This is a genomic window from Agrobacterium sp. rho-13.3 (assembly GCF_033957765.2).
Classification (GTDB): Bacteria; Pseudomonadota; Alphaproteobacteria; order Rhizobiales; family Rhizobiaceae; genus Agrobacterium.
In genome coordinates, this window is the sequence record NZ_CP192774.1 from 2700038 (window position 1) to 2712610 (window position 12573).

General features: G+C 57.2%; 11 protein-coding genes. 3 read left to right on the plus strand and 8 right to left on the minus strand.

What is annotated here, in order from left to right; genetic code table 11:
* The first annotated feature begins 3 nt into the window (after positions 1–3).
* Positions 4–1461, plus strand: coding sequence for a cobyric acid synthase (locus RMR16_RS13115; protein WP_320201068.1), 1458 nt, complete (start codon positions 4–6; stop codon positions 1459–1461).
* Here RMR16_RS13115 and cbiB read toward each other — a convergent pair.
* The gene (cbiB, locus tag RMR16_RS13120) at positions 1448–2413 is read right to left on the minus strand and encodes an adenosylcobinamide-phosphate synthase CbiB (protein ID WP_320201067.1); all 966 of its coding nucleotides are present in this window, start codon (positions 2411–2413) and stop codon (positions 1448–1450) included. The two genes, RMR16_RS13115 and cbiB, sit on opposite strands and share 14 nt — an antisense overlap.
* Here cbiB and cobD point away from each other — a divergent pair.
* A complete protein-coding gene (cobD, locus tag RMR16_RS13125; RefSeq protein ID WP_320201066.1) occupies positions 2412–3440 on the plus strand; it encodes a threonine-phosphate decarboxylase CobD in 1029 nt (342 codons plus the stop codon). The two genes, cbiB and cobD, sit on opposite strands and share 2 nt — an antisense overlap.
* 151 nt (positions 3441–3591) lie before the next feature.
* Here the strand turns inward: cobD and RMR16_RS13130 are convergent, their stop codons facing one another.
* From RMR16_RS13130 to RMR16_RS13160, 7 genes are all read right to left on the minus strand, one after another.
* Positions 3592–4869, minus strand: coding sequence for an L-fuconate dehydratase (locus RMR16_RS13130; RefSeq protein ID WP_320201065.1), 1278 nt, complete (start codon positions 4867–4869; stop codon positions 3592–3594).
* A gap of 51 nt (positions 4870–4920) precedes the next feature.
* On the minus strand, positions 4921–5931 hold the full coding sequence (locus RMR16_RS13135) for a zinc-binding alcohol dehydrogenase family protein (protein ID WP_320201064.1): 1011 nt from the start codon (positions 5929–5931) through the stop codon (positions 4921–4923).
* Positions 5932–5935: 4 nt separating this feature from the next.
* Positions 5936–6757: an amidohydrolase family protein gene (locus tag RMR16_RS13140; protein WP_320201063.1), complete on the minus strand. Its 822-nt coding sequence runs from the start codon at positions 6755–6757 to the stop codon at positions 5936–5938.
* A gap of 2 nt (positions 6758–6759) precedes the next feature.
* Positions 6760–7773 carry an aldo/keto reductase gene (locus RMR16_RS13145; RefSeq protein WP_320201172.1) on the minus strand — a complete coding sequence of 338 codons (1014 nt, stop codon included), beginning with the start codon at positions 7771–7773 and terminating at the stop codon, positions 6760–6762.
* Between the two features lie 204 nt (positions 7774–7977).
* Positions 7978–8919: an ABC transporter substrate-binding protein gene (locus tag RMR16_RS13150; RefSeq protein ID WP_320201062.1), complete on the minus strand. Its 942-nt coding sequence runs from the start codon at positions 8917–8919 to the stop codon at positions 7978–7980.
* A gap of 92 nt (positions 8920–9011) precedes the next feature.
* Positions 9012–10034, minus strand: coding sequence for an ABC transporter permease (locus RMR16_RS13155; protein WP_320201061.1), 1023 nt, complete (start codon positions 10032–10034; stop codon positions 9012–9014).
* Positions 10024–11598 (minus strand): sugar ABC transporter ATP-binding protein, encoded by a 1575-nt coding sequence (locus tag RMR16_RS13160; protein WP_320201060.1) that lies wholly within the window; start codon positions 11596–11598, stop codon positions 10024–10026. The genes RMR16_RS13155 and RMR16_RS13160 overlap by 11 nt, the downstream gene beginning before the upstream one ends.
* Before the next feature lie 258 nt (positions 11599–11856).
* Between RMR16_RS13160 and RMR16_RS13165 the strand changes: the two genes are divergently transcribed.
* A complete protein-coding gene (locus RMR16_RS13165) occupies positions 11857–12549 on the plus strand; it encodes a FadR/GntR family transcriptional regulator (protein ID WP_320201059.1) in 693 nt (230 codons plus the stop codon).
* Positions 12550–12573 lie beyond the last annotated feature (24 nt).

Below are 12573 nucleotides of genomic sequence, written 5' to 3' on the forward strand. Positions count from 1 at the left end.
TCCATGACAGCGCGTGTTTTGATGTTTCAGGGAACCGGCTCGGATGTCGGCAAGTCGTTGATGGTGGCGGGGCTGGCTCGCGCTTTCACCCTTCGCGGCTTCTCCGTCATGCCCTTTAAGCCACAGAACATGTCCAACAACGCCGCCGTCACCGCAGATGGCGGGGAAATCGGTAGGGCGCAGGCCTTGCAGGCCCGCGCCGCTGGCGTGCCGCTTTCCGTGCATATGAACCCGGTGCTGCTGAAACCGCAAAGCGAAACCGGTGCGCAGGTGGTGGTGCAGGGCAAGGTCACCGGCAATGCCAAGGCGGCGGATTATCAGCATATGAAAGCGGGGCTGATGCCGCGGGTGCTGGAAAGTTTCGAGCAGCTCAAAGCCAGCGCCGACTTGGTGCTCGTGGAGGGCGCAGGCAGCGCGTCAGAGGTCAATCTCCGCGCCAATGACATCGCCAATATGGGCTTTGCCCGTGCGGCCAACGCACCCGTCATCCTCATCGGCGATATCGATCGCGGCGGCGTCATTGCCAGCCTTGTCGGCACAAAAACGGTTCTGGAACCGGATGATGCGGCGATGATAAAAGGCTTTATCGTCAACCGCTTTCGTGGTGATCCGGCCTTGTTTGATGAGGGTATGCGGATCATCCAAAAAAAAACCGGCTGGAACCCGATCGGCCTTCTGCCACATTTTGCCGATGCTATCAGCTTGCCCGCCGAAGATGCACTTGGTCTGACAGCGCCAGGTCAACGCAAACCCGGCGCAAAAATCCGCATCGCCGTGCTCATCCTGCCGCATATTTCCAACTTCGATGACCTCGACCCGTTAGAGGCAGAACCAGACGTGGAGCTCTTGCGCGTCCGCCCCGGTCAGGCCATTCCGGGTGATTGCTCACTGGTTTTGCTCTGTGGCTCCAAATCCACCATCGCTGACCTAACTACCTTGAAAAATGCCGGTTTTGACACCGACATCAAAGCGCATCTGCGACGTGGTGGACACGTTCTCGGCCTCTGCGGCGGTTATCAGATGCTCGGCAAAACCGTAGCCGACCCGGAGGGTATCGAGGGGACACCTCAAACGGTCGAAGGACTGGGCTTGCTGAATGTCGAGACCGTCCTGACTGGCGATAAACGGCTGGTTTCCGTCACGGGCCAAAGTTTCGACGGAATATCCTTCTCCGGCTATGAAATGCATGTTGGCGTGACCGAGGGCGTGGATACCGACCGCCCGTTTTCCACCATCGGCAACCAGACAGAAGGGGCAATCTCTATGGAAGGCCGCGTTTTCGGCACCTATGTTCACGGCCTGTTTGCAGATGACCACCAGCGCAGCGCTTGGTTGGAGCGGTTGGGTGGCGAAAGCTCAGAACTGAATTATGAAGCGCAGGTCGATACCATCCTGGATCGTTTGGCCGCCCATATGGAGCGCCATCTCGATCTCGCCGCGCTATTGTCTATAGCGCGATAATCAACACAAGGACCCCAAAAAGCCCAATCAGCATCGCATCTGCAATCCGCGCCAATTTCAGTGCTTGGCGAATATCAGCGGCGTTCAAATCCCGCCGTCCGCCTTCGCCCATAAACCGCGCTTCGATCATCTGCCCGCCGTAAGAGCGTGGACCGGCCAGCGCAAATCCCAGCGCCCCTGCCATTGCCGCCTCCGGCCAACCCGCATTGGGCGAACGGTGATGGCGGGCATCGCGAAAAATCGCGCGAAAACCGTTTCGTGGGGAAGCGCCTCTTACAAACAACGCAGCCGTGATGAACAGCAAGCCGGTGAGCCGGGAGGCTGGCAAATTGACCAGATCATCCAGCCGCGCCGAAGCCCAGCCGAAAGCCTCGTGGCGCGCAGAACGATGGCCAATCATGCTGTCTGCCGTGTTGGTCGCCTTGTAACCCGCACCACCGGCCAGCCCCAGAAGCCCGAGCCACAGCGATGGCGCGACGATGCCATCGGAAAAATTCTCCGCCAGACTTTCAATCGCCGCCCGGCACACCGCAGCCTCGTCCAGTCTTTGAGGATCACGTCCGACGATCATCGACACCGCCCTTCGTCCTCCTTCAATGCCGTCACGCTCCAAAGCCAGCGCGACTGCCTCGACATGCTGCTCCAGACTTTTTTGCGCCGGAAGCGATGCGCCCAGTACCGCAACGATCAGCAGGCCCAAAGGCAAAGCCAACAGAATGGATTGCAAAACCCACGCCAACAGCGCAGTCACACCAAGGAAAACCACCAATGCCACCACACCCAAAACCTTGCGGCGTGAAAATGAATCGCCCTCCCGGTTCCATTTTCTGTCAAGCAGGGCGATAAGCGAACCAATCCAGGTCACGGGGTGGCCGATGCGCCGAAACAGCCAGTTGGGATAACCGACAAGGCGTTCGATCAGCAGTGACAGGAAAGCGAGAGCGAAGAACATGGGCGATAGGGTACCAGAAAAAGCGCAACCGGCGATCCGCCATGGCGGCAATCTGGGTCGGGCGCGTCTGCTTTTTCCGCAAGCCCCCGAACCCTGGATCGATCTTTCCACCGGGATCAATCCGCACTCCTACCCGCATTCGCCCATTCCCGCCAGCGTCTTCGCCCGACTGCCGGAACCAGACGCCGTGGAAACGCTGAAAGCCATCGCCGCGACCACCTTTGGCGCACCATCCGCCGCCCTCATCGCAGCATCGCCCGGCACGCAAATGTTGATGCCGTTGCTTGCCCAACTCGCCGTTCAACGCGGTGCAAAACGCTGCGGTGTGCTGTCCCCCGCCTATGCTGAACACGCCCGCACCGCCCGCATGGTGGGACTGCCCGTCACCGAAGTGGCGAATGTCGCTGAACTTTCGGAATATGATTACGCCATCGTCATCAACCCCAACAACCCCGATGGCCGGGTAACGGATCGCAACACATTGCTGTCTCTAGCCGACACCATACGCCAAAAGGGCGGTCTACTCATCGTAGACGAAGCCTTCATAGAAACCGGCTATGCGACCAGCCTCGCAGACGCAACCGCCGTGGGCGGCCTCGTCGTCCTGCGTTCATTCGGAAAATTTTACGGCATGGCCGGCATCCGTCTCGGCTTCGCGCTGGCGCATCCAGATATCGCCACAGACCTCGAATCCCGCCTCGGGCCATGGGCCGTGTCAGGTCCAGCTCTGCACATCGCAACGCAAGCGCTGGCGGACAAGGCTTGGGGTGACGAGATGCGACTCCGGATAAAGGATGAGTCGGAGCAAATGAACAATCTGCTGAGAAATGCCGGGCTTTCTGTTGCTGGTGGCACGTCTCTGTTTACGCTTGTCCGGGATAAGCGAGCGGCAAGCCTGTTCAATCACCTTGCACAACACGGCATTCTCACACGCATTTTTGATGAAAGACCAAACGACATAAGGTTTGGCTTGCCCGCAAACGACGCGGAGTGGATCAGGCTGGGTGTGGCGGTGTCAGAGTTTTAGCGGATCACTCACTCCAAATTTCCCTCATTCCTGTGCTTGTCACAGGAATCTAGCCAGCCCAAGTCTTTGGGCTAAAGGCTCTTCTGTCGCACAGACGCATGCGAATGGATCCCTGTGACAAGCACAGGGATGAGTAAGAGCAGTGTTCCACTCACCCCTTAAACGTATAGGCCTCGATCGACGCCGGCTTCATTTCGATCGAAAATCCCGCCAGCTTCGGCGGCATATAGGCCGCATCGCGAATGTCGCAGGGTTCGATAAAATGCTCGTGCAGATGATCGACATATTCGATCACGCGGCCTTCCTTGGTGCCTGAAACGACCAGATAGTCGATCATCGACAGATGCTGCACATATTCGCAGAGACCTACGCCGCCCGCATGTGGCCAGACAGGCAGGTTATATTTCGCGGCGATCAGCAGCACGGCCAGAACCTCATTCAAACCACCCATGCGGCATGAATCGATCTGCACGACGTCAATCGCGCCTTCGGCAATGAACTGCTTGAACATGATGCGGTTCTGGCACATTTCGCCGGTGGCCACCTTGACCGAACCAATGGCGTTACGGATTTTGCGATGGCCTGCGATGTCGTCCGGGCTGGTCGGCTCTTCGATGAAAAACGGTTTGGCGAAAGCGAGTTTGTTCACCCACTCGATTGCTTGATCCACCTCCCAGACCTGATTGGCGTCGATCATCAGGTAGCGGTCGGGACCGATCACCTCGCGGGCAATCGTCAGACGGCGAATATCGTCTTCCAGATCACGACCAACCTTCATTTTTACATGGTTGAAACCGGCATCGATGGCCTCTTGGCATAAGCGGCGTAGCTTATCGTCGTCATACCCCAACCAACCAGCCGATGTCGTGTAGCAAGCGTAACCGTCCCTCTTCAGAATTTCGAGACGTTCTGTCTTGCCAATTTCGGCTTTTTTCAAAATCGCCAGTGCTTCATTGCGCGTCAGTACATCGGTCAAATAACGATAATCGACAATATCGGCGATGTCCTCCGGGCTCATCTCGGCAACCATCTGCCAGACCGGCTTGCCCGCCTTTTTGGCCAGCAAATCCCAGACAGCATTGACCACGGCACCGGTGGCAAGATGCATCGCACCCTTATCCGGGCCAATCCAGCGCAATTGGCTGTCGCTGGTCAAATGCCGCCAGTATTGGCCGGGGTTTTCCAAAACGGTGGACAGCTCCGTGCCCACCACTAGATGCCGCATCGCCTTGATGGCCATGCAGCAAATGTCATTGCCGCGACCGATGGTGAACGTCAGGCCGTGTCCTTTCAGCCCCGCCTCATCGGTATCGAGAATAACGTAAGCCGCCGAATAATCCGGGTCCGGGTTCATCGCATCCGAGCCATCAAGGCTTTGGGATGTGGGAAAACGCAGGTCGAAAACGCGCAGATCGGTAATTTTGGTCATGGCCGTGTACTCGCGGTCAGAGGTCGTCAATATGTTCAGTCTCGAAGAGGCTCACGCCACCTCGACCATGCCTTTGATGACACCGGCTTTCGGGTCCGTCAGATCGGCAAATTTGGAAGGCACTTCGGCCAACGTCATGCGGTGGGTAATCAGCGCTTCCGGCACCTTGCTGGCGCGCAGCGCCTCCAGCACCCGCTCGAAATCCTCAACCGTGGCATTGCGACTGCCGAGCAGCGTTGTTTCGCGCTTGTGAAACTCAGGATCGTTAAAGCTTATGTCGCTGGCAACGATGGAAACCAAGACATAGGAACCGCCATGGCCGACGAAGGAAAAACCGCGTTCCATGGCTTTCGGATTGCCCGTGGCATCAAACACTGTATCGAAAAAATCACCGCCGGTGATTTCCGAAAGCCTGCCCTTGTCGCCTTCGCCAAGGGCAACGATATTGGAAACGCCAAGCTGATCCTTGCAGAAATTCAGCCGGTCCTCGCGGCTGTCGATCATCGTCACAACACCGCCATTCAACACCGCAAACACGGCTACCGCCATGCCGATGGGTCCAGCCCCGACGATCAATACCTGTTGGCCAGCCTCAACCGCTCCACGCCGCACCGCATGGGCACCGATGGCAAGGAATTCCGTCATGGCCGCTTGATCAAGGCTTAAGCCATCCGCCTTCAGCACGAATTGCTGTGGCACGCTCAGATATTCCACCATGCCGCCATCGCGGTGCACGCCCAACACACCGATGTTGCGGCAGCAATTGCTTTTCCCCTTCAGGCAAGCGCTACATTCGCCGCAGGAGATATAGGGGATGATAGTGACGATATCCCCCTGCGATAGAGTGCTGCCGTCAGGCGCTTCCTCTACAGTCCCGGATAGTTCGTGGCCCATGATGCGCGGATAAGACAGATAGGGTTGATTGCCCGTGAAAATATGCAGATCCGTGCCGCACACGCCGATGCGACGCACGTGCACCAGCACTTCGCCCTCACCACGGCGCGGCTTCGGCAATTGCTTCTGGGAGAGTAGACCGGGTCTGTCGCAATAAATCGCCAGCATCACATCACCTGTCGGAAAGACAATAAAAACGAACGGCATTGCCGCCAAATACCGCCGCATGATCAGCAGCGGGAACGATATCGCGGCAGAAATCCAGCCAGCCCTGATAGTCACCCGCCAACCGCAGCACCGGCCAGTCGCTGCCGAAAATCACGCGGGCAGAGCCGAATAACTCCAGAATCGTCTCAGCATAAGGCCGAACCGACCCCGGCTTCTGATCGCCCCGTTCGGTCAGCAGACCGGACAGCTTGCAGTGCACATTGGCCAGCGCGGCCAGCGCCGCCATGTCCTTGCGCCAGCCGCTGTAATGGCCCGTCGCGATCAAGGGTTTCGCGCCATGGTCAATGACGATGGGAAGGGCGGGATAACGTTTCGCAAAGGCAAGCAGGTGTGGCAAATGTGGTGGCAGCACCAGTGCATCGAACACCACACCATTGTCGATCAGCGCTTCTACGGCAGGCTCCAGCGCCGGATCATCGATCCATGAGTCGTCGGCAATATCCTGTAACATCGGCCGCACGCCCTTGAACGCCGGGTCCGCCGCAAGACGGGCAATCTGCACAGAGGCATGCGCCGCCTTCATATCCACCCAGCCAACCACGCCTTTGATGAAAGCGTTCGTACCCGCCAGCGTCAACATGAAATCTGTGTCAGCAGCGCTTTCCATGGTTTGCACCAGCACCGTGCCGGAAACACCTGCCGCCTGCATCAACGGCAAAAGATCGCCAGGCAGAAAATCCCGGTAAATAGCCTCCAGTGAAGGTGGTGGCCATTGGCCAACACGGTCCTTCAAAAGCCAGAAATGTTGATGCGCGTCGATCAGCATGGTCAGCCCTTGCTCCCCGGCACCGGCGCACCCTCGGCAATCAGACCGCGTTTATGCAGCTCCGCCCAGAATTCGCTCGGAATCTCCTGCTCGAACCATGCGATGTTGGACGAAAGTTGCGCCGCATTCCGCGCACCAGACACCACCGTCACGGATGCGGGGTGGGCCAACGGAAACTGCAACGCTGCCGCCTGCAACGAAACGCCCAGCTGCCCGCAAACATCATGCAAAGCATCGACCTTCGCCAGAATCTCGGCAGGCGCATCGGCGTAGTTGAATTTTCGGTTACCCGCCAGAATGCCGGAATTGAAGGCACCAGCCACAACGATGGCAACGCCCTGTTCCGCGCAGGAATTCATGAAAGACAGGCTTTGCTGTTCCAGCAGCGTATACCGCCCGGCGAGCATTGCCACATCGATATCGAAAACCTCCATCGCATCGCGCACGATTTCCCACTCATTGACGCCCAGCCCCACCGCACCGGTCGAACCCTCATCCCGCAGCTTGGCCAATGCCTTGAACCCGCCGCCGGTGGTCAGTTGCTGCCAATAATGCTGATGCTTGTCCCCATGGGTGAAGGGACCGATATCGTGAATATAAAGAATATCCGGCTTCAGAACACCAAGCCGCTGCTGGCTGGCCTCGAAGGAGCGCAGAATACCGTCATGGGAATAATCGTAGACCGGGCGAAAGGGCAGGGGCGCAATGTATGCGTCTTCCTCTGGCCCCACCGTCTCATCCGGCACCATCAGGCGCCCGACCTTGGTGCTCAGCGTGTAATCTTCGCGCTCGTGTTCCGTTACCATCGTGCCAAGCCGACGCTCGGAGCGGGTGTAACCATAAAACGGCGCAGTATCGAAATAACGCATGCCGTGCTGCCAGGCCGTATCGAAAGCGCCCTTGGATTCCTCATAAGGCGTCAGGCGATAAAGATTGCCCATCTGGGCGCAGCCAAGGCCCATCACGGTTACATCCACATCACGGCGCGGCAGTTTGCGTTTTTCGGAGACTTTCATCACGGCACTTTCGAAAAATTCGGGTTTGGCGTGCATGGGCGCGGCAAGCCGCGACCATCAATATTTTGCCCCGTCACCCCGGACTTGATCCGGGTCCAGCAGCGCCGCGTCTGCAGCGCGGAAGAGTCTCTTGCGATCAAGGAATTGATCGCACTGGATCCCTGATCAAGTCCGGGATGATGGAGAAGGGTGTGAAATTCACACTCAATAAAGAACGTTCTTCGCTTCCGGCTTTTCGATATTGTCCTTTGTCACCACCACAACGCCGGTATCGACGAACTTCTCGACCTTCTCCTTGGCAATCAGCTTGGACACGGTTTGAACGCCGAGTTCACCCATCTGGTAAGACCCCTGCACGACAATGCCGGCCAGCGTGCCGTCCTTTACAAAACCCTGAAGGTCCTGGTTGCCGTCAAAGCCAACGGCAACAACCTTACCGGCCTTACCGGATTGCGCCAGCGCACGGCCAACGCCGATGGCAGTGGGTTCGTTCGCGCCAAAAATGCCCTTGAGATCGGAATTAGCGGCCAAAACGTCGGTTGTCTGGTTCAGCGCCGTCGCCATCTGCGACTGCGAATAATAGGGACCAACGATCTGAAGCTTGGAATTTGCCTTGATGTAATCAGTAAACCCACCCACGCGGCCAATTTCAGATCCGGCACCGGCAACGTAAGACATGACGGCGATCTTGCCTTCCTTGCCCACCTTGGCAATCAACGCCTGTGCAGCCAACTCACCGGCCTTCTTGTTGTCGGTGGCGAGGAAAGACTGGTAATATTGCTCCGCACCCTTGGCGAGTTGCGAGTCGACGATCACCACAGGAATGCGGGCTTCCCAAGCCTTTTTCACAGCAGGAACCAGTGCGTCAGGATCGGATGGCGCCAGAACGATGCCCGCAACCTTACGGTTGACGGCATTTTCCACCATGTTGACCTGATCGGCGATAGCCGATTCAGATGCCGGGCCCTGGAAGGTCAACGTGTTGCCCTTGGAGTCCTTGATGGCCGCATCCGCACCCTTCTGCACGTTCTGCCAGAAGGTCGAGTTTACGGTCTTGACGATAACGGCGATTTCACCGGCCTGAACGGTCGAAACGCTCCACAGCGCGATGGCTGATGTCAAAAGGGCTGTCGTCAGTTTTTTCATGTTATCCTCCATTGTTCCCGCATGGCGATATCTCCTCTTCGCCTGCTGGTATCCCGCGGAAAGGGTCCGCACCCTCCTGTGTTAAAACTCCATCAGCGACGGTTGCGAAGCTGGTCAATCCAGACCGTTCCCAAAATAACCAAGCCGATGATGATCTGCTGTGTGAAGGCCGAAACGCCGTTCATGTTGAGGCCATTGCGCAAAATGCCGATGACGAAAGCACCAATCGCCGTGCCGGAAATCGTACCAACGCCTCCTATCAGCGATGTGCCGCCGATGACCGCACTGGCAATCGCGTCCAACTCATACATCACGCCTTCATTCGGCTGGGCGGTGACAAGGCGAGACATCAGCACGCAGCCGGTCAGGCCAGCCAGAGTTCCAGACAGCACATAGGTAAAATTGGTGACGCGGGCGACATTGACGCCGGAAAGACGCGCCGCCTCCGCATTGGACCCCACCGCATAAATATGGCGGCCCAGCACAGACCGGTTCAGCATGAAGGACACCGCAATCGCGATGACGATCATCAAAATAACCGGGTAAGGAATGCCGGGAAACACCACATTCGGAAAGCCGTCATCGCCAATGGTGATGATGCGAAACAGCGCGCCATTGCCAAGTTCACCGAAGGATTCGCCAAGACCAGACACCGCCCGCGCCCCGGTAATTTGCAAGGCAACACCACGCGCAATCAACATCATGCCCAGCGTGGCGATAAACGGCGGCAACCTGAATTTCGTCACAAGCAGGCCGTTGATCAGCCCGCACAGCGACCCCGTCAGGATGCCGAAAAACATACCCACAGGCACCGGCATACCAAGCTCTTTCACCGCAAGGGCTGCAACAACACCCGCCAGCGCTAGCACCGAACCCACCGAAAGATCGATGCCACCGGTGATGATAACGCAGGTTGCGCCGATGCCCAGCAGTGCGATGGATGTCACCTGAAGCGCAATGGTCATTGCGTTGTTGACGGTGAAAAACGCGCTGCTGGTGGCGGAAAACACCATGGTCAGCACCACAAGGCTGCCCAGTGCTGCAAATTTCTGGATGATGTCCTTCTGCCGGTCGCTAAACGAAAAACGCTTCGGCGCTTCTGCACTATCTGCCATGTCTGTCTCCGCTGCTATAACCGGAGGCATAGCGCATGATTTCTTCCTGATTGGTCTTGGCTGTTTCCAGCACGCCGGTAATCGTTCCTTCGTGGAACACGGCGATACGATCCGTTAGCCCCAGCACTTCCGGCAATTCCGAGCTGATGAGAATGACGCCGATGCCTCTGGCCGCCAGTTCATCCATGATCTTGTAGATCGCAAATTTCGCTCCGACATCGATGCCGCGCGTCGGCTCATCGAAAAACAGAATGCGCGATTGCCGAAACAGCCATTTGCCGATGATGATCTTCTGCTGGTTGCCACCGGACAACAGCCGCACCGTCTGCTTGATAGAGGGCGTGCGAATGTTCAGCAGATCGACGTAATGCTTGGCAACCTCGTCATGCTTCTTGAAATCGATAAGCCCAAAACGCCCGGATACCGCGTCCATATTGGCAAGCGAGGTATTGGCCGCCACTGACATTTTAATCGCAAGGCCATCGCTTTTGCGATCTTCCGAGAGATAGGCAATACCTTGCCCAATCGCATCCTGCGGCGACTTGATGGAAAGTTCGCGCCCCTCAAAACTGATCGTTCCCGCGTCGAAAGCATCCGCGCCAAAGATCGCCCGTGCCACTTCCGTGCGGCCAGCGCCCATCAAGCCGGCAAAGCCCAGAATTTCGCCACGGCGCAGCTCAAAGCTCACATCGTGAAACACACCAGCCCGCGTCAGCCCTTTGACGGAAAAAATAACCTCATCCGTCGGCTTGGACGTCCGTTCCGGAAACTTGTCTTCCAGCGATCGCCCCACCATGCGGGTCACGATGTCATCCACGGTGATCGCCTTGAAATCATCCGTCGAAATATAACGCCCATCACGCAGCACGGTCACGCGATCGACGATCTCGGCCATCTCATCCAGCCGGTGCGAGATGTAAACGACACCAACGCCGGAAGCCTTGAGGTCGCGAATAACCTTGAACAGCAGCCGCGTTTCCTGCTCGGTCAGCGAGGAGGTCGGCTCGTCCATAATCAGAACTTCCGCATCCAGCGACAGCGCCTTGGCAATTTCCACCATCTGACACTGCGCAACAGACAGGCCGCGCACCATCTGGTCGGGGTTCAAGTCCACACCCAGACGATCGAGACAGCGTTTTGCATCGGCCCGTAGCCTCTTGCGATCAACCAGAAACCCCTTGCGTGGCTCGCGCGCCAGATAGATGTTTTCAGCAATGCTCAAATGTGGAACGAGGTTGAGTTCCTGATGAATGATGGCAATGCCCGCCGCTTCCGATTCCAGCGGTGAGGCATATTGAACCTTTTGGCCCTTGTGCAGAATGGTGCCTGACGTCGGCTGGTACACACCGCTGACGATCTTCATCAGCGTGGATTTTCCCGCACCATTTTCGCCGCACACCGCATGAACTTCACCGGCACGCAGGTCGAAATGCACATCGCTCAGCGCTTTAACGCCCGGAAATTCCTTGCTGATATTGTCGAGGCGAAGCAGGACGTTGCCGTGCCCACGCACAGCGTGGCCAGACACAAAATCGTCCTCAATCGTCGACGCGCTATGCGACATCTCAAATCCCTCCCGGTAACGCCCTGACTCCACCCAAAGCGTTGCGAATTGACGAAATGGTTAGGCCGCATTTTTATTTTGGTCAAGCCAATTATCGGAAAGCTCTCAGAAAACGACCCTTACCCGCAACCTTATTCATACTCAGAAATGGTAATAATGTCGTTATATCAATGAAATAAACATTATCTTGCGTCTTTATCCCGTTAGCGATACGGTAAGGCCAAATCTGGAATTTTAAAAAGTTAAGACAGAACGCCCATGAATGGTCAGGCCAAAATCATCGAACCGCGCAGGCTCTATCAACAGATCGCAGATCAGATCCGTGAGCTGATCGAGAGCGGCGAGTTTCTGGCTGGCGCCCGTCTGCCGGCGGAGCGCGAGCTGGCGCAAAAGCTCGGCGTTTCACGACCCTCGTTGCGCGAAGCACTGATCGCGCTGGAAATCGATGGCAGCGTCGAAATCCGAATGGGGTCTGGCGTTTATGTCTCTACAGAGCCGGTTCAATCGCCGATCAGAACCAAATCGCTGGGCGAAAGCCCGTCTGAACTAATGCAGGCGAGGGCGGTGCTGGAGGGCACGACCATATTGCTCGCCGCAAGCCGCATCGACACGACGGCGCTCGAAAACCTGCGTGCCATACTGGATGCCATGCGCAAGGAAATCGAGACAGGCCGCAAGCCGCTGGATCAGGACCGGCAGTTCCACACCACCATTGCCGAACAATCCGGCAACAGCGTTCTGGCTCGGCTGGTTGCCGATCTGTTCGATGAACGCCACAGCCCGATTTCCGCTCAACTGCGCGTCAAATTCGAGGACAAGGACACATGGTTTCTGGCCTTGCAGGAGCATGAAGCCATCCTCACGGCGCTGGAAAACAAGGACGCGCTTTTAGCGCAAGCCGCCATGCACAGCCATCTGGACAGTTCCAGGCGCCGCTGGGTGGAGAACTGATAGAACGATCATTCGGGAGGAGGA